This window comes from Pseudomonas fluorescens (genome assembly GCF_902497875.1).
Classification (GTDB): Bacteria; Pseudomonadota; Gammaproteobacteria; order Pseudomonadales; family Pseudomonadaceae; genus Aquipseudomonas; species Aquipseudomonas fluorescens_BR.
On the sequence record NZ_CABVHY010000005.1, the window covers coordinates 20,676 to 39,542 of the forward strand.

Genomic DNA, 18,867 nt, shown 5'->3' on the forward strand with positions numbered 1-18,867 from the left:
GAAACGCTGTGTGTTTGCGCGCTCCAGGGCGCCAAGCCTATGAGGCGATCCAGCGGATCGTATTGATAGCGGCACAGTATCTTCATCGATGACGGTGACATGGGCTCTACTCTTTTTGGCTCACTGGGTCGTGTCAGGCTCGGATATTTTTCGAGCGGCGTCTACTAGCAGAACTGCTAGTTCGAGGCGCACTTTTTTCGGAGTTGGATAGGTTATCCGAACGAGCAGTGACCAGTGTGACTCAGGGGGATTGGGTTGGAGCCTTGAGGGGGGTGGTGTGGCTGAGGGCCCCATCGCGAGCAAGCTCGCTCCCACAATGGGTCGCAGTTGCACACAAATTATGTGTCCACTGAAGACCAATGTGGGAGCGAGCTTGCTCCGGGCGGCGTTCCGACGATGGCGGCGGATCAGACAACAAACATCTCGGCTCAACCCGCCACGTGATACGGATTCCTCGGATCATGATTCCAGTCCAGGAACGGCTTGCCGCTGTCGACGGGCACCATCTCGATGCAGTCCTGGACCGGGCAGGTAATCTGGCACAGGTTGCAGCCCACGCACTCGTCGTCGATCACTTGGTATTTGTGCGTGCCGTCAGGCTGCTTGAGGCTGGCGATGGCCTGGTGCGCGGTGTCTTCGCAGGCGATGTGGCAGCGGCCGCAACCGATGCAGGCCTCCTGGTCGATCTTGGCAATGATCTGGTAGTTCATGTCCAGGTACTTCCAGTCCGTGGTATTGCTCACCGCCAGCCCCGAGAATTCCTGCAGGTTGGCGTAGCCCTGGCTGTCCATCCAGCGTGACAGACCGTCCTTCATCTCCTCGACTATGCGAAAGCCATGCAGCATTGCCGCCGTGCACACCTGCACCGCGCCGCTGCCCAGGGCGATGAATTCTGCTGCATCGCGCCAACTGCCGATGCCGCCAATCCCGCAAATCGGCAGGCCACGGGTTTGTGGGTCGCGGGCGATTTCCGCGACCATGTTCAGCGCGATCGGTTTGACCGCCGAGCCGCAGTAGCCGCCGTGGGTGCTTTGGCTGCCGACCATCGGACGGGCGACCATGCGCTCCAGGTCGATGCTGGTGATGGAGTTGATGGTGTTGATCAGCGACACCGCATCGGCGCCACCACGATGGGCCGCGCGGGCCGCCAGGCGGATGTCGGTGATGTTCGGCGTCAGTTTGACGATCACTGGCAGCGAGCAGTAAGTCTTGCACCAGCGGGTCACTTGCTCGACGTATTCCGGCACCTGACCGACCGCCGCGCCCATGCCGCGCTCGGGCATGCCGTGGGGGCAGCCGAAATTCAGCTCGATGCCGTCGGCTCCGGTGGCTTCCACCAGCGGCAGGATGGCTTTCCAGGATTCTTCGACGCAGGGCACCATCAAGGACACGATCAGCGCGCGGTCCGGCCAGTCCTTTTTGACCTGGGTGATTTCCCGCAGATTGATCTCCAGCGAGCGGTCGGTGATCAGCTCGATATTGTTGAAGCCCATGACTTCACGGTTGGCGCCGAAGTGCGCGGAGTAACGTGATGAGACGTTGACCGCCGCCGGGTCTTCACCGAGGGTTTTCCAGACCACGCCACCCCAACCGGCTTCAAAGGCTCGGACCACGTTGTAGGCTTTGTCGGTGGGTGGCGCGGAGGCCAGCCAGAACGGATTGGGGGCTTTGATACCGGCGAAGACTATCGAGAGATCGGCCATTTACGCAGCCTCCACATTGAGCTTGAGTTGGGCATTGATGGCTTCGGCGGCCAGCTTGCCGTGCTGCACGGCCTGGACGGTGAGGTCCTGATCGAGGCTGGTGCAGTCGCCGCCGGCATACACGCCGGGGATGCTGGTGCGCAGCTGTTCGTCCACCAGAATGCGCTCGCCCTGGCGCTTCAGTTCACCGGCCAGCGGGTCGCTCAACGCTGCGTCGTCGAAGGCCTGGCCGATGGCTTTGAAGATCCCGTCGGCGGCCAGCTCGAAGGTTTCGCCGGTGGTCTGCAAACGACCGTCGACCATTCCCGTGCGGGCAAAGCGCATGCCGCGGACCTGGCCCTGTTCATCCAGCAGCACTTCTTCGGGTTGGGCCCAGGTCAGCAGGCGGACCTGATTGGCCTTGGCAATGTGCTGCTCGTGTTCGGTGGCGCCCATGTCCTCCAGGCCCCGGCGATACACCAGGTTCACGTCGCGTGCGCCGAGGCGGGCCATTTGCACCGCCATGTCGATCGCGGTGTTGCCGGCGCCGAGGACGATGCAGCGATCGGCCAGTGGCAGTTGAGTCAGGTCATCGGCCTGGCGCAGTTCGCGGATGTAGTCGGTGGCGGCGAGCATGCCGGGCGCGTCTTCATGGGCGAGACCGAGTTGCTTGCTGGCGGCCAGGCCGAGGCCGAGGAACACCGAATCGAACTGTTGATGCAGTTCAGTCAGGCTGAGGTTGTCGCCGAGTTTCTGCCCGTGACGGATCTCGATCCCGCCGATACCGAGCAGGAATTCCAGCTCACGCTGAGCGAAGTCGTCCACCAGTTTGTATTTGGCGATTCCGTATTCGTTAAGGCCACCGGCTTTCTCGCGGGCTTCGAAAATCACCACATCATGACCGTGCATGGCCGAACGATGAGCGCAGGACAACCCCGCCGGCCCGGCGCCGACCACCGCGATGCGTTTGCCGGTCGGCGCGGCACGCTGGAAGGGGTGTTCGTTGAATTGCGCGTTGTCCACCGCGTAGCGTTGCAACAGGCCGATCAGCACCGGTGCGCATTCCTGAGCGTTGTTACGCACGCAGGCTTGTTGGCAGAGGATTTCGGTCGGACAGACCCGGGCGCAACTGCCGCCGAGGATGTTCGCCGAAAGGATTTTCTGCGCGGCACCCTGAACGTTTTCCTGATGGATATTGCGGATGAAGGACGGGATGTCGATCTCGCTGGGGCAGGCATTGACGCAGGGCGCGTCGTAGCAATACAGGCAGCGCGAGGCTTCCAGATGGGCCTGGCGGGCGTTGAGCGGCGGCGCCAGGTCGGTGAAATGGCCCGCAAGGGCGACCGCGTCCTCGTGGGGATGCGGGAGGTGGTTCAGGGTCTTGATCACGGTGTTGGCCTCACGGTTATTGAGGTGCTGCCTCTGATGGGCATTGGTTTGCACACATCGCTGAAGTTGAACTCGGTCCCTGTAGGAGCTGCCGAAGGCTGCGATCTTTAGGCGGACGCCACAGTTCCGGCCTCAATCGCCAAGATCAAGATCAAAAGATCGCAGCCTGCGGCAGCTCCTACGGTTTGGTGGCCCTAACGTTTCACCGCAACCGGCCTGTTCAACTCAGCCCGCTTGCTCAACAAATCAAACACCGCCGGATAAGCCGGGCGCTCGATGTAGCGCCCGGCCCCGCGTTCGGCCCGCAGGTCGCCGTCGGCCCAGACCAGCCGGCCCTGGCTGATGGTGTGGCTGGGCACACCGCGCACGGTCTTGCCTTCGAAGATGTTGAAGTCGACCTGCTGATGGTGAGTCTTGGCCGATATGGTCCGGGTGCCCTCCGGGTCCCAGAGCACCAGGTCGGCATCGGCACCGACGCGAATCGAGCCTTTGCGCGGGTAGAGGTTGAAGATCTTCGCCGCGTTGGTGGAGGTCAGGCCAACGAAGTCCTGCATCGACAGCCGTCCGCTGTTCACCCCTTCGTCCCAGAGCACGGCCATGCGATCTTCGATACCGGCGGTGCCGTTGGGAATCTTGCTGAAGTCGTCGCGACCGGCGGCTTTCTGCTCGGCGCAGAAGCAGCAATGGTCGGTGGCGGTGGTGTGCAGGTTGCCCGATTGCAGGCCATGCCACAGCGCCTCTTGATGCCCGCGAGGACGGAAGGGCGGGCTCATCACATAACCGGCGGCGGTCTGCCAGTCCGGGTGCTGGTAGACGCTGTCGTCCAGCAGCAGATGCCCGGCCAGGACTTCGCCGTAGACCGGCTGGCCCTTGCTGCGCGCATAGGTGATTTCATCCAACGCCTCGCGGGTCGAGACGTGGACCAGATACAGCGGCGTACCAAGGGTTTCGGCGATACGGATAGCCCGGCTGGCGGCTTCGCCTTCGACCTGGGAGGGACGCGACAAGGGATGGGCTTCGGGGCCGGTCATGCCCTGGGCCATCAGTTTGCGTTGCAGGTGATAGACCAGTTCACCATTCTCCGCGTGCACCGTCGGTATTGCGCCCAGCTCCAGGCAGCGCTCGAAACTCGCTACCAGGGTATCGTCGGCGGCCATGATCGCGTTCTTGTAAGCCATGAAATGCTTGAAGCTGTTCACCCCATGCTGGCTGACCAGCTCGGCCATTTCTTCGCGAACCTGTTCGCTCCACCAGGTAATGGCGACGTGAAAGCCGTAGTCCGCGGCGGACTTCTCGGCCCAGCCGCGCCACTGATGAAAAGCCTCCAGCAACGGTTGCTGCGGGTTGGGAATCACGAAGTCGATGATCGAGGTGGTGCCGCCGGCAAGTCCTGCCGCGGTGCCGCTGAAAAAGTCTTCGCTGGCAACAGTGCCCATGAAGGGCAATTGCATGTGAGTGTGGGGATCGATGCCGCCGGGCATCAGGTATTGACCACTGCCATCGAGCACTTCGCAGTCCGCCGGAACGTCCAGGTTATTACCGATTGCCTGGATCAAACCGTCAGCGCACAGCACGTCGGCGCGGTAACTTTCATCATGGGTAACAACGGTGGCACCACGGATCAACAGCGACATTGCGAGTTCCTCACAGGCTTGACCGGCTGCTGCCAGTTCTTGGTGTTGTAGTTGCGGCAAGCTGCAGGAAGTTGTATTCCTGTCAGCGCTGTCAGGAATAGACGCTAGCTGGAGATACTGGATTCGGCAAGATTATTTTTTATAAGCTTATATCCAATATAACGTGTTGAAAAATATGAATTAAATAACAAAATCAGCAAAATGGTGCGGGCATTCACCATTTTGACGCACTTGACAGGAACCAAATATGGTCAAGATTTCTTATGTGAAATCAGCTGCTTGAGCTATGCCTATGGGCGTGTGCAAACATTTGAAAAAACATGGCTGCACCAGATTGAGCCCTGACTGTTTGGACAACTTGCCTGAAATGATCCTTGAGTGATGGAGCAAGTAAGCCAGGCCTCAAGAGTTACTGAATAAAACTGATGAACATCAGTTGTTTACATGGATTTCGCGAAACTGGCAGGCGCGCAAACGGGATATCCGGCACGTTTATTGAGTGCCGCCGCTGCGACGTTGGCCGGTTCGTGAAAGTCGTTCGTACTCCGGCCATCGCCCGGTTTTCGGCTCAATCCGTCAACCCGTCCGATGAGCACAATAATCAAAAGAACAGTGGAGCGGCCATGCACCAGATCAGATCGCAAGTGACCGAGCGCGACGGCTTGTACGAGCTTGAGGCCGGCAGCGACGTCCTCGACAGCCCCCGTTATAACCACGACATCGCGCCGACCAAGGTGCACCAACGAACCTGGAACAAATGGCACATCACGGCGCTCTGGGTCGGCATGGCGATCTGCGTACCGACCTATACCCTCGGCGGGGTGCTCACTGCGTATTTCGGATTGTCGGTCGGTGAGGCGCTGCTGGCGATTCTGTTCGCCAACATCATCGTGCTGATCCCCTTGACCCTGAATGCCTTCGCCGGCACCAAGTACGGCATCCCGTTTCCGGTGCTGCTGCGCTCGTCGTTCGGGGTGATCGGCTCCAATGTGCCGTGTTTGATCCGGGCACTGGTGGCTTGCGGCTGGTTCGGCATCCAGACGATGTTCGGCGGGCTGGCCATTCACCTGTTTCTGGGCTCGGTGTTCGAGGGCTGGAAGGCCCTGGGCGGCACCGGCGAGGTGATCGGCTTCATGCTGTTCTGGGCGCTCAACCTGTGGGTGGTGTTGCGCGGAGCGGATTCGATCAAGTGGCTGGAAACCCTCTCCGCGCCGCTGCTGGTGCTGGTGGGTGCGGGCTTGCTGTTCTGGGCCTTGCCGAACGTCTCGATGAGCGAACTGATGGCGCAACCGCCGAAACGCCCGGAAGGCGCTGGAGTGACGAGTTACTTCATGGCCGGGCTCACCGCCATGGTCGGGTTCTGGGCGACGCTGTCGCTGAACATCCCGGACTTCAGTCGCTACGCGAAAAGCCAGAAGGATCAGATCGTCGGGCAGATCATCGGTTTGCCGCTGACCATGTTCCTGTTCGCCTCGCTGGGTGTGGTGATGACGGCGGCCTCGGCCAAGCTGGTAGGGGTGACGGTCTCCGATCCGGTAACCCTGATCGGGCATATTCAAAGCCCGGTCTGGGTGGCGCTGGCCATGTTTGTGATCATCGTTGCGACCCTATCCACCAACACCGCGGCGAACATCGTTTCGCCGACCAACGACTTCCAGAACCTTGCGCCCAAACTGATCAACCGGACCAAGGCCGTGATGCTGACCGGGCTGGTGGGGTTGGGCTTGATGGCCCACGAACTATTGAAGAAACTCGGTTTGCTGGTCTCCGATATCAGCCTGGAAACGGTCTACTCCAACTGGTTGCTGGGGTATTCCAGCCTGCTCGGGCCGATTGCCGGGATCATGGTGGTGGATTATTTCCTGATCAAGAAACAGCAACTCGACCTGGCGGGCCTGTACCGCGACGATGTGTATCCGGCGTGGAACTGGAACGGATTTATCGCCTTTGGCATCCCGGTGGCGCTGACCGTGCTGTCGTTGGGCAGTGACGCCTTCAGCTGGTTCTACAACTACGGCTGGTTCACCGGTTCGGCGCTGGGCGGGTTGTTGTATTACGGGCTGTGCATGATGGGCCGCAGCGACACGGCGGTGGCCAAGACGCCGGTGTAATGGCCCGAAGCTTCGCGGGCTTTGCAGCATAGGTATCTACACATTTTTTGATGCTTGGCAGGGCGTAGCAGCTGTCGAGCAGAGCGAGGCAGCGTTCGGCTGCGAAGCAGCCGTAAAGCCCTGCGCCTCGGTGTTTCAGATAAACCGCGAGCACAGGTTTTACGAGGACTGCGTCCTCGGACGCTGCCTCGTTCTACTCGACAGCTGCTACGGGAGTTCTGGCCTTTAGATAGGTGGATTTGAGTGAGCCCCGAGACTCCAGATCCGCCTGAGAAAACCATAATAATTGCCTGAGGAGATCATCATGAACGCTGCCCTTGACGTTCTGCAGTCCAGCCATCAGCACATCAACCGCGACCGTCTGTGGCAGTCGCTGATGGAGCTGGCCAAACTCGGCGCCACGGTCAAGGGCGGTGTCTGTCGCCTGGCCCTGACCGACCTCGACCGTCAGGCCCGTGACATCTTCGTGCGCTGGTGTGAGGAGGCGGGCTGCACCGTGAGCATCGATGCCGTCGGCAACATCTTCGCCCGCCGCCCCGGGCGCAATCCGGACCTGCCGCCGGTGATGACCGGCAGCCATATCGACACCCAGCCCACCGGCGGCAAATTCGACGGCTGCTTCGGCGTGCTGGCCGGTGTCGAAGTGCTGCGCACCCTCAATGACTTGGGCATCGAAACCGAAGCGCCGCTGGAAGTGGTGGTCTGGACCAACGAAGAAGGCTCGCGATTTGCACCGTGCATGATGGGCTCTGGCGTGTTCGCCGAGAAATTCACCCTGGAAGAAACCCTGGCCAAGACCGATGCCCAAGGCGTGACCGTCGGCGAAGCGCTGAACGCCATCGGTTATGCCGGCAGTCGCCAGGTCAGCGGCCATGCGGTGGGTGCCTACTTCGAGGCGCATATCGAGCAAGGACCGATCCTTGAGGATGAGCGCAAAACCATCGGTGTGGTAATGGGCGCGCTGGGGCAGAAATGGTTCGACCTCACACTCAAGGGCGTCGAAGCCCACGCGGGTCCGACCCCGATGCACTTGCACAAGGATGCTCTGGTCGGCGCGGCGATTGTGGTTTCGGCCGTCAATCGCGTCGCCTTGAGCCATCAGCCCCATGCCTGTGGCACCGTCGGTTGCCTGCAAGCTTATCCAGGCTCGCGCAACGTGATCCCCGGCGAAGTGCGCATGACCCTGGATTTCCGCCATCTCGAACCCGCGCGGCTGGACTCGATGATTGCCGAGGTCAAACAGGTGATCGACACCACCTGCAAGGACCACGGCTTGAGTTTCGATCTGACGCCGACCGCCGATTTCCCGCCGCTGTATTTCGACAAGGGCTGCGTCGACGCCGTGCGCAATGCCGCACAAGGCTTGGGCCTGTCGCATATGGACATCGTCAGCGGTGCCGGTCATGACGCGATCTTCCTCGCCGAACTGGGCCCGGCCGGGATGATCTTCGTGCCGTGCGAAGGTGGTATCAGCCACAACGAAATCGAAAACGCCACACCGGACGATCTGGCGGCCGGATGCGCGGTGCTGTTGCGGGCGATGCTGGCGGCGTCGGCGGCGATTGCCGACGGTCAGTTGGCGGCTTGAATGACTGAAATCTGACGCGATTGGCCAGCCATCAAAGCCTGAGTGCACCAATGAATATCCATTCCAACCAAACAAAAAAGGCAGCCCGAAGGCTGCCTCTTGTTCATCCCAAACCCGCTTCAATCAGGACAAAAACCCACCATCCACATTCAGCGAAACCCCAGTGGTATAGCTCGATGCCTCACTGGCCAGATACAACACCGCCCCGGCCATTTCACTCGGCGCAGCCACTCGCTTGAGCGGAATCTGCTGCAGGGCGGTATTCAGAATCGCGTCATTCTTCACCAATGCCGAGGCGAACTTGGTATCGGTCAGGCCCGGCAGCAATGCATTGCAGCGAATGCCGTACTCCGCGCATTCCTTGGCGAAGACCTTGGTCATGTTGATCACCGCGGCCTTGGTCATCGAGTAGATGCCCTGGAAGATGCCTGGCGAAATGCCGTTGATCGAAGCCACGTTGATGATGCTGCCGCCACCGTTTTCGCGCATCAGCTTGCCGGCTTCCACCGACATGAAGAAGTAGCCGCGGATGTTCACGTCGACGGTTTTCTGGAACGCGCTCAGATCGGTATCCAGCACATTGCAAAACTGCGGGTTGGTCGCCGCGTTGTTGACCAGAATATCCAGGCGCCCGAACTGCTCGCGAATCCCGGCGAAGACCTGGCTGATCTGCTCCATTTCACCGATGTGGCAAGCAACGGCCGTGGCTTTGCCGCCGTCGGCGATGATCGCATCGGCCACGTGCTGGCAACCGTCGAGTTTGCGGCTCGAGACGATTACGTGGGCGCCTTGCTGGGCCAACAGTTTGGCGATGGCTTCGCCGATACCGCGGCTGGCGCCGGAAACGAAAGCGATCTTGCCGTCGAGGTCGAACAACTGAGTCTTGGACATGGTTTTTCCTTGTTGTATGCCAGGCGCGAGGCGCGCAGTCAGAGGCTGGATTTGTGGATGACTTGCAGGCTCATCTGCTCCAGCAGTTTGTTCATCTGAATGAACTGCGCGAAGCGTTTGTCCTGGGTCTGGCCATGGAAGAAGCGGTAGTAGATCTGCTGCACGATACCGGCCAGGCGAAACAGTCCGTAGGTGTAGTAGAAGTCGAAGTTGTCGATCTGGATGCCGGCGCGTTCGGCGTAGTAATCGACGAACTGGCGGCGGGTCAACATGCCGGGCGCATGGCTCGGCTGGCGGCGCATCAGTTGCACCGGTGCCGGATCATCGGCTTCGATCCAGTAGGCGAGGGTGTTGCCCAGGTCCATCAGCGGATCGCCGAGGGTGGTCAGTTCCCAGTCCAGTACACCGATGATCTGCATCGGGTTGTTCGGGTCGAGGATCACGTTGTCGAAGCGATAGTCGTTGTGCACGATGCTCGAGGTCGGGTGGTCGGCAGGCATCTTTTTGTTGAGCCAGGCCTTGACCGCTTCCCACTTCGGCGCATCCGGGGTCAGGGCTTTTTCGTAGCGGTCGCTCCAGCCACGAATCTGCCGCGCCACATAACCTTCTGGCTTACCAAGGTCGGCCAGGCCATAGGCCTTGTAGTCGACCTGATGCAGTTCAACGAACTTGTCGATGAAGCTCTTGCACAGGGCTTCGGTTTTCTGCGCGTCGAGGCCCAGTTCCGGTGGCAGGTCGGAGCGCAGGATGATGCCCTTGACCCGTTCCATCACATAGAACTCGGTGCCGATCACCGACTCGTCGGTGCAATGCACATAGGCTTTCGGGCAATACGGGAAGCCGTCCTTGAGTTGATTGAGAATGCGGTACTCGCGGCCCATATCGTGGGCGGATTTGGCTTTGTGGCCGAACGGCGGTCGACGCAGGACGAACTCCTGCCCGGGGTATTCCAGCAGGTAGGTCAGATTCGAAGCGCCGCCCGGAAACTGGCTGATCCGTGGCGTCCCGCTCAGGCCGGGAATATGTGCCTTGAGGTATGGGTCGATGAGGTTGATATCGAGTTCTTCGCCGGAGCGGACATCGGTGGACTGATCAGTAAGCGCCATGCTTATCCCTTCTGCTTATTTTGGAGGCTCGACATTATTGTCTAATCTAATGCGCCCGCCCTGAGCCCACAACCCGCGGCAAGCCGTTATAGGTGAGCGTGTTGCCGGGCAATCATTGCTTTTGATACAAGCGTTTGAATGCCCGGCAGCGACCTCCGGTCATTTCGCTCGCGGCAGGTCGATGGGGGTCAGTAAAGGGCGGCCAGAGAAATAGGCCAGAAGGTTTTCACCCACCAATTCCACGGTGGCCTGGGTCGCTTCCGGAGACAGCCCGGCAACATGCGGAGTGAGGATCACGTTGCTCAGCACCTTGAGCGCTTGCGGCACCTGCGGCTCGGCATCGAATACATCCAGTGCAGCGCCGGCGATCCGGCGCTGCTCCAGCGCCGAGATCAGGTCGGCGGTGACTATCACGCTGGCTCGGGCGATGTTGACGATAAAACCGTTGGGCCCCAGGGCGTCCAGCACCTGTTTGTTGATCAGGTGGTGTGTGCCGAGACCACCGGGAGTGGCAATGATCAGAAAATCAGAGGCCCGGGCCAGCTCGGTGGGCGTCGAACAAAAGCCATAGGGCACGTCACTGCGTAGCTGACGATTGTGGTAACTGACCGTCATTTCGAAGCCTTTGGCCGCGCGCTTGGCGATGGCCATGCCGACGGCACCGAGGCCGAGAATGCCCAGGCGTTTGCCGGCGAGGGACGGGCGCATGATTTTCGGCCACTCACCGCGCCGGACCGCGGCATCTGCCCGGGGAATGTCGCGTACCAGGGCCAGCAGCAGTGCCATGGCATGGTCGGCCACCGATGAGGCATTCACCCCGGCTCCGTTGGTCACGCGGATACCGCGGTTGCTGGCGGCCTGCAGGTCGACGTGTTCATAGCCGGCGCCGATCACGCAAATGATTTCCAGATACGGCAGGTCGGCGATTTCTTCGGCGGTCAAGCCAAGCGGACCGCGGGTCAATACAGCCTTGATCTGGCTGGCGTGGGTCCTGATGGCCTGTGCTCGCTCGGCCGGTGTAGGCGCAAGAATCAGGTGAAAACCGCTTTGTTCGAGGATCGGCAGGTAATCGTTAATGGTTTCAACCAGTACCAGAACGGTGACGGGCATACTGCGCTCCTGTGGATTTCAATCGGTGGATTTGCCGAAGTTGTCATTAATGTTTAGCCCATTCCTGGGACATCTCTCAAAAAAGACTCAAGACTGCTGGCCCGAGAGATGATTGGCAAGGGTCGCTGGCGCGGTGCGGTGTGGGGAATGCGATCATTTGTGTGAGCGTGGCTTGCCCGCGAAGAGGGTGCAGCCGCCACCGCAATCTCTAACCGTCAAACTGATCCGCCTTACCGCTCCTCAGCTAAGTCTTTGCTTCTGTTAGCTAATCCCGGACAATCGCGCCCCTGTTACGGCCGGGGCGCTGCCTGTCAGCTTTTTCTGACTCGCTCCGACTGTGTGGCAAATGACTGGAATGCGGAGATCCGACCGGATGAATGATCAGGCCAATAGCGTCGACGAACGCTATGAAGCGGCGACACCAGCGAGCCTCAGTAGCTGGAATCGCCATGACACAACCTGGATGCTGGGCCTGTTTGGTACTGCGATTGGTGCGGGTACCCTGTTTTTGCCGATCAACGCCGGTCTCGGCGGCTTCTGGCCGCTGATGATTCTGGCGCTGTTGGCATTCCCGATGACTTTTTATGCGCACCGTGGCCTGACCCGCTTCGTGCTCTCCGGCCGTGCCGGCGCCGACATCACCGAAGTGGTCGAAGAACATTTCGGGATCAAGGCCGGGGCGTTGATCACCTTGCTGTATTTCTTTGCGATCTTTCCGATCCTGTTGATCTACAGCGTTGCGCTGACCAACACCGTGGGCAGTTTCCTCGAACACCAACTGCACATCACGCCGCCCCCTCGGGTGATTCTGTCGCTGGTGCTGATCCTCGGCCTGCTGGCGGTGGTGCGCTGTGGTGAACAGGCGATCGTCAAGGCCATGAGCCTGATGGTTTATCCGTTCATCGTCGCGTTGCTGTTCCTTGCGGTGTTCCTGGTTCCGCACTGGAACGGCGGCATTCTCGCCACCGCGAGCACACTGCCTGAGCCTTCGGCGCTGCTGCATACCTTGTGGCTGGCGATTCCAGTGATGGTGTTCTCGTTCAACCATTCGCCGATCATCTCGGCCTTTGCGGTGGACCAGAAGCGTCGTTATGGCGAGCATGCCGAAGAACGCAGCTCGCAGATCCTGTCTCGCGCCCACGGCCTGATGGTGGTGATGGTGCTGTTCTTCGTCTTCAGTTGCGTGCTGACCCTGTCGCCGGCACAACTGGCCGAAGCCAAGGCGCAGAATCTGTCGATCCTGTCGTACCTGGCCAACCACTTCAGCAACCCGACGATTGCGTTCGCCGCACCGCTGATTGCTTTCGTGGCGATTTCCAAGTCGTTCCTGGGGCACTATATCGGCGCCAGCGAAGGTCTCAAGGGCTTGATCGTCAAGAGTGGTCGTCGTCCAGCGCCGAAGACCCTGGACCGCATGACCGCAGCCTTCATGCTGGTGGTCTGCTGGATCGTCGCCACGCTCAACCCGAGCATTCTGGGCATGATCGAAACCCTCGGCGGCCCGATCATCGCGGCGATTCTGTTCCTGATGCCGATGTACGCGATTCGTAAAGTGCCAGCCATGGCACGGTATCGTGGTCAGGCTTCCAACGTCTTTGTGACGGCGGTGGGCCTGGTGGCGATTACCGCGTTGATTTACTCGCTTACCGCCTGAGCCCGTAGCAGCTGCCGAGCCTGCGAGGCTGCGTTCGAGGATGCAGTCCTCGCAAATCTTGTACACGCGGTTTACCTGAAAGAGCGTGTTGCCTGATTTTACGACCGCTTCGCGGCCGGACGCAGCCTCGCAGGCTCGGCAGCTGCTACGGACTCAGCCCTACAGTGTTGTGTAGTGCAACGCGCTGCCCGGTTGATTGATATCAATACCCTGTCGCGTTTGGCAGCTATGCTGCGCCTCACTGACACAACGCCGTTCAGTGAGTTTCTCCGGGCTGATGTTCCCGGAGCCGAATCGCCCGTGACCCGGTAATCGATCAGGGTCAGAATCTTCAGGCCAACACCATGAATCTCGCACGCGGTCCGAAGGCCCGTTACCTGTCGGGTTGGGGCAGTTCGATTGCCCAATAGTCCGCATTCTCCCATTCCAGTGCCATCCTCCTCCTCCCCGCCGCCAGGCCGAGCGCGAGATCTGCTGGCAGGCTTGTCGATTGCCGGCTTGCTGTTGCCTGAAGCCGTTGCCTATTCAAGCATCGCTGCGTTGCCACCTCAGGCCGGGGTTATCGCGCTGTTCGCCGGTTTAGTGTGTTACGGGCTGTTTGGCACCAGCCGCTTTGCCATTGTCTCTGCGACATCCTCTTCGGCAGCGGTGCTGGCGGCGGCCACCATGACGCTTTCCGGTGGCGATTCGGCGCTGCGTTTGAGCCTGGCATTCGGTCTGGTATTGGTCACCGGAGCGTTCTTTTTGCTGGCTGGGCTGTTCAGGCTCGGCAGCATGACGTCCTTCATTGCCAAGCCGGTATTGCGCGGGTTCGCTTTTGGCCTGGCGATCACCATCGTATTCAAACAGCTCGCAACCGTGGTCGGCGTGCACCTGACCAACAGCAATCTGCTTCGCTCTTTGCCTGAACTGCTGGAGCAGTTGCCGCGCTGGAACTGGGTCGGTGCTGGTGTAGCGGCGGTAGCGCTGGCGCTGTTGTGCTTGTGCGCACGGGTCAAACGCTTGCCGGGTGGGCTGCTGGTGGTGATGGCCGGTATTGCGGCGGGCCAATGGCTGAACCTGACGGCCTATGGGGTGAAGCTGATCGGTGTGATCGATCTGACTCTGGAGATCCCGCATTTGCCGGTACTGCCGTTCACTGACTGGTTACGCCTCGGGGAGCTGGGCTTTGCCATGGTGATGATCCTCTATGCCGAATCGTACGGCTCGATCAGCTCCTTTGCTCTCAAGCACGGTGATCGGGTGGCGTCGAACCGGGATTTACTGGCGCTGGGGGCGGCCAACCTGCTGTCCGGCCTGTTCCAGGGTATGCCGGCGGGCGCCGGCTATTCGGCGACCTCGGCCAATGAGGCAGCGGGTGCCGGCTCGCGTCTGGCGGGCGGTGTCGCGGCCCTGGTGGTGCTGGTCATCGTGCTGACAGTACTGCCGTACATTGCCTTGACCCCGGAACCGGTACTGGCGGCGATTGTCATTCATGCCCTGGCTCGCGGTCTGAGTCTGGAACCGTTGGGGCGCTATTTTGTCTGGCGTCGCGACCGGATTTTGCTGATCTGTGCCGTGGCTGCGGTGTTGGTGCTGGGTGTGCTGGACGGATTGCTGGTGGCCGTCGCCATCAGCGTCGTGCTGATGTTGCGACAGATGTCCTCGGCGGATATCCAGATCCTCGGGCAAATGGGCGGAGGGCATGATTACGTCGATCTGCAACGCCATCCCGCGGCCCTGAAAATTCCGGGAGTGCTTATTCTTCGCCCCGCGGAGCCCCTGTTTTTCGCCAATGTCGAACGAGTCCTGGGCAGGGCGCTCAGGTTGATAGGCCACAGTGAAGAACCGATCCATACGGTCATTTTGAGTCTGGAAGAGTCATCAAACCTGGATGGAACCAGTATCGAGGCGCTGGAAACGTTCTTTGCTCGCGTCAGCGCCGATGGCAAGCGACTGCTGTTGGCGCGCTTGAAGCATGAAGCCAAAGCGGCATTGTCGGCCTTGCCGGTGACCGAGCGTTTGCAGGTGGTACTCAGTGGCTTGAGTGTGGATGGCGCCGTACAGGTGGCGACCAGAGTGCCAGATGCATAATCGGCAGGCATAAAAAAACGCCGCTCATCTCACGATGGGCGGCGTTTTTTATGGCGTTGCAGCGTTAGGCTTGAATGACCGGAATGTTGGCATTCGCAGCCGCTTCACGGAACTCGGCGATCTGGTCGAAACTCAGGTAGCGATAGACATCGCTGGCCATGGTGTCGATTTCCTTCGCGTAGGCCATGTACTCCTCGACGGTCGGCAAGCGACCCAGGATCGAAGCAACAGACGCCAACTCAGCCGAAGCCAGGTAGACGTTCGCGCCGTCACCCAGACGGTTCGGGAAGTTACGGGTCGACGTCGACACCACGGTGGAGTTCGGTTCAACGCGCGCCTGGTTACCCATGCACAGCGAGCAGCCCGGCATTTCCATGCGTGCGCCAGCCTTGCCGTAGATGCCGTAGTAGCCTTCTTCGGTCAGCTGGTGAGCGTCCATCTTGGTCGGCGGCGACAGCCACAGACGAGTTGGCAGCGAACCTTCGACTTTTTCCAGCAGTTTACCGGCAGCGCGGAAGTGACCGATGTTGGTCATGCACGAACCGATGAACACTTCGTCGATCTTCTCGCCAGCTACGCTGGAGAGCAGACGGGCGTCGTCCGGGTCGTTTGGCGCGCAGAGCACAGGCTCTTTGATGTCGGCCAGGTCGATTTCGATGGTTTCAGCGTATTCGGCGTCAGCATCGGCAACCATCAGCTCAGGGTTGGCAACCCAGGCTTCCATCGCTTGTGCGCGGCGTTCCAGAGTCCGTGCATCGCCGTAACCTTCGCCGATCATCCAGCGCAGCAGGGTGATGTTGGAGTTCAGGTACTCGGTGATCGACTCTTTCGACAGCTTGATGGTGCAGCCGGCAGCGGAACGTTCGGCGGAGGCGTCGGAGAGTTCGAACGCTTGCTCGATGCTCAGGTTATCGAGGCCTTCGATTTCCAGGATGCGACCGGAGAAGGCGTTCTTCTTGCCTTTCTTCTCTACGGTCAACAGGCCAGCCTGGATCGCGTAGTAAGGAATGGCGTGAACCAGGTCACGCAGGGTGACGCCCGGTTGCATCTTGCCTTTGAAGCGCACCAGGATCGATTCCGGCATGTCCAGTGGCATGACGCCAGTGGCTGCGGCGAAAGCCACCAGGCCGGAACCGGCAGGGAAGGAGATCCCCATCGGGAAACGGGTGTGGGAGTCGCCACCGGTGCCGACGGTGTCCGGCAGCAGCATGCGGTTCAGCCAGCTGTGGATGATGCCGTCGCCCGGACGCAGGGAAACGCCGCCGCGGGTCATGATGAAGTCAGGCAGGGTGTGGTGGGTGGTCACGTCGATCGGCTTTGGATAGGCCGCGGTGTGGCAGAAGGACTGCATCACCAGATCGGTCGAGAAGCCCAGGCACGCCAGGTCTTTCAGTTCGTCACGGGTCATTGGACCGGTGGTGTCCTGGGAGCCGACGGTGGTCATTTTCGGTTCGCAGTAGGTACCTGGACGAACGCCAGCTACGCCGCATGCCTTGCCGACCATTTTCTGCGCCAGGGTGTAACCCTTGGTGCTTTCAGCCGGTGCTTCAGGCAGCTTGAACAGAGTCGAAGGTGGCAGACCCAGCTCGGTACGAGCCTTCTCGGTCAGGCCACGGCCGATGATCAGCGGAATACGACCGCCGGCACGGACTTCGTCCAACAGCACCGGAGTCTTCATTTCGAAGCTGGTCAGGACTTCGTCAGTGCCGTGTTTGCAGACTTTGCCAGCATGCGGGTACAGGTCGATCACGTCGCCCATATTCATGTTGGTCACGTCGAATTCGATCGGCAGTGCGCCGGCGTCTTCCATGGTGTTGTAGAAGATCGGAGCGATCTTGTTGCCGAAGCAGAAACCACCGGCACGCTTGTTCGGTACGTAAGGAACGTCGTCGCCGAAGAACCACAGCACCGAGTTGGTCGCCGATTTACGCGAAGAACCGGTACCGACCACGTCGCCGACGTAGGCGATCGGGAAGCCTTGACCGCGCATTTCTTCGATCTGCTTCATCGGACCGGTGACGCCTTGCTCATCCGGAACGATGCCGTCGCGGGCCATTTTCAGCATGGCCAGGGCGTGCAGCGGGATGTCAGGACGGGACCAGGCATCGGGAGCGGGGGACAGGTCGTCGGTGTTGGTTTCGCCGGTGACCTTGAACACGCGCAGGCTGATCTTGTCGGCCAGCACCGGGCGCTTCTGGAACCATTCGCCGTCAGCCCAGGATTGCAGTACGCCTTGAGCGTGAACGTTACCGTTCTTGGCTTTTTCCGCGACGTCATGGAAAGCATCGAACATCAGCAGGGTGTGCTTGAGTTCCTTGGCGGCGACTGGCGCCAGTTCGGCGTCTTCCAGCAGGTCGACCAGGGTCACGATGTTGTAGCCGCCCTGCATGGTGCCGAGCAGTTCAACCGCGCGTTTCTTGTCGATCAGAGGGGATTTTGCTTCGCCTTTGGCGAGGGCAGAGAGAAAACCGGCCTTTACGTAGGCAGCTTCGTCGACGCCAGGCGGCACGCGATTGGTGATCAGGTCAACGAGGAAAGCTTCTTCGCCAGCCGGGGGATTCTTCAGCAGCTCGACCAGGCCTGCAGTTTGTTCGGCGTTAAGCGGCTGGGGAACGATACCCAGTGCTGCACGCTCTTCGATATGTTTGCGGTAGGCTTCAAGCACAGTTATTACCCTCATCAGTGGTCCCAAATGGGTGTCCGGGACGCTCATCCCGAAATTGCCGTACTCATGCGCTGCGTGGCGTTGTGGGCCGCTTAGCCAGAATTACCGACAATTCCTTACAGAAGCTGCTTTCAAAGTTTTACGCCTGCAGAACGGGGAGCTGATGAGGGTTGGCGTTGGGCTTTTCCCCGCTGGAAAAACCCTTCGCCAACACCGCTCTGAAGGAACGACTGTGCTCGTGACGCTTTGAAAACAGCTTCAAACGGACATTGGCGCCTTAAAAGGCTGGCTGATTCTACGGCAAAAATTTTCTAAAGGTAAGTTCACCCCTGAAGTTTGAGGGGTGATCAATGTTAGACAAAGGGCTAACATGCCGACCTGTCCTGCTTTCTCGCGTCCTGCCTACCCATGCCCAATCAAACCATCAAGACCCCCTGCGTCGGCCTTTGCTCCACTGTTTACGGTGATTTGGTGTGCCGTGGCTGCAAACGGTTCCACCATGAAGTGATTCACTGGAACGGCTACAACGAGGAACAAAAACGTGCGGTATGGCTGCGCCTGGAGCAGCTGTTGGTGCAGGTGATGGCCGGCAAGCTGGAGATTTTCGAACCCCAGCGGCTACGGCTGCAGCTGGAACAGCGAAAAATCCGCTTCGTGCCCCATCAGTCCGAGTATTGCTGGGCTTATCAGTTGATCGCCCGTGGCGCGCGGGTCATCAACAATCTGGAGGCCTACGGGATGGTGCTGTTGCCGGAGTTTCGCGACTGGAACCTGCCCGAGCTGCGTGACGCCATTGATCGGGAATTTTTCCTGCTGTCTGAAGCGCATTATCAGCGTTACATTGCGCCAGGTTTTCTCAGGGATGCCTTGGCGCCTGATTGAATGCAAAAGATCGCAGCCTGCGGCAGCTCCTACGCCGACCGCGTTCTTCTGTAGGAGCTGCCGCCAGGCTGCGATCTTTTGA

At 60.0% G+C, this 18,867-nt stretch carries 12 protein-coding genes; 5 read left to right on the plus strand and 7 right to left on the minus strand.

The window, feature by feature from the left end:
* Window positions 1-428 precede the first annotated feature (428 nt).
* From preA to hydA, 3 genes are all read right to left on the minus strand, one after another.
* Window positions 429-1,703 carry an NAD-dependent dihydropyrimidine dehydrogenase subunit PreA gene (gene preA / locus F8N85_RS05935; RefSeq protein ID WP_150802737.1) on the minus strand — a complete coding sequence of 425 codons (1,275 nt, stop codon included), beginning with the start codon at window positions 1,701-1,703 and terminating at the stop codon, window positions 429-431.
* Window positions 1,704-3,071 carry an NAD(P)-dependent oxidoreductase gene (locus F8N85_RS05940; protein WP_150802738.1) on the minus strand — a complete coding sequence of 456 codons (1,368 nt, stop codon included), beginning with the start codon at window positions 3,069-3,071 and terminating at the stop codon, window positions 1,704-1,706. It abuts the gene before it with no gap.
* A gap of 194 nt (window positions 3,072-3,265) precedes the next feature.
* Entirely contained in the window at window positions 3,266-4,705 is a 1,440-nt protein-coding gene (gene hydA / locus F8N85_RS05945) for a dihydropyrimidinase (protein ID WP_150802739.1), read from the minus strand.
* 623 nt (window positions 4,706-5,328) lie between these two features.
* On the opposite strand from hydA, the gene F8N85_RS05950 reads away from it, so the two are divergent.
* Together F8N85_RS05950 and F8N85_RS05955 are read left to right on the plus strand one after the other, a co-directional pair.
* On the plus strand, window positions 5,329-6,816 hold the full coding sequence (locus F8N85_RS05950; RefSeq protein WP_150802740.1) for an NCS1 family nucleobase:cation symporter-1: 1,488 nt from the start codon (window positions 5,329-5,331) through the stop codon (window positions 6,814-6,816).
* A 304-nt stretch (window positions 6,817-7,120) separates the two neighbouring features.
* Complete coding sequence (locus tag F8N85_RS05955; RefSeq protein ID WP_150802741.1) at window positions 7,121-8,404, plus strand: Zn-dependent hydrolase; 1,284 nt, start codon at window positions 7,121-7,123, stop codon at window positions 8,402-8,404.
* Between the two features lie 123 nt (window positions 8,405-8,527).
* On the opposite strand, the gene F8N85_RS05960 is transcribed toward F8N85_RS05955, so the two are convergent.
* The 3 genes from F8N85_RS05960 to F8N85_RS05970 form a co-directional block, all read right to left on the minus strand.
* Entirely contained in the window at window positions 8,528-9,295 is a 768-nt protein-coding gene (locus tag F8N85_RS05960; protein ID WP_150802742.1) for an SDR family oxidoreductase, read from the minus strand.
* Window positions 9,296-9,333: 38 nt separating this feature from the next.
* A complete protein-coding gene (locus F8N85_RS05965) occupies window positions 9,334-10,401 on the minus strand; it encodes a phosphotransferase family protein (protein ID WP_150802743.1) in 1,068 nt (355 codons plus the stop codon).
* Between the two features lie 159 nt (window positions 10,402-10,560).
* The gene (locus tag F8N85_RS05970) at window positions 10,561-11,511 is read right to left on the minus strand and encodes a 2-hydroxyacid dehydrogenase (RefSeq protein WP_150802744.1); all 951 of its coding nucleotides are present in this window, start codon (window positions 11,509-11,511) and stop codon (window positions 10,561-10,563) included.
* Between the two features lie 373 nt (window positions 11,512-11,884).
* Between F8N85_RS05970 and F8N85_RS05975 the strand changes: the two genes are divergently transcribed.
* Both F8N85_RS05975 and F8N85_RS05980 read left to right on the plus strand, forming a co-directional pair.
* Entirely contained in the window at window positions 11,885-13,165 is a 1,281-nt protein-coding gene (locus F8N85_RS05975; RefSeq protein ID WP_150802745.1) for a serine/threonine transporter, read from the plus strand.
* A 429-nt stretch (window positions 13,166-13,594) separates the two neighbouring features.
* The gene (locus F8N85_RS05980) at window positions 13,595-15,238 is read left to right on the plus strand and encodes a SulP family inorganic anion transporter (RefSeq protein ID WP_224795650.1); all 1,644 of its coding nucleotides are present in this window, start codon (window positions 13,595-13,597) and stop codon (window positions 15,236-15,238) included.
* 64 nt (window positions 15,239-15,302) lie between these two features.
* Here F8N85_RS05980 and acnB read toward each other — a convergent pair whose 3' ends face one another.
* Window positions 15,303-17,903, minus strand: a complete 2,601-nt coding sequence (acnB, locus tag F8N85_RS05985; protein ID WP_150802932.1) for a bifunctional aconitate hydratase 2/2-methylisocitrate dehydratase — start codon at window positions 17,901-17,903, stop codon at window positions 15,303-15,305.
* A 408-nt stretch (window positions 17,904-18,311) separates the two neighbouring features.
* Between acnB and F8N85_RS05990 the strand changes: the two genes are divergently transcribed.
* Window positions 18,312-18,785, plus strand: coding sequence for a DUF1289 domain-containing protein (locus F8N85_RS05990; protein ID WP_150802746.1), 474 nt, complete (start codon window positions 18,312-18,314; stop codon window positions 18,783-18,785).
* The last annotated feature ends 82 nt before the right edge of the window (window positions 18,786-18,867 follow it).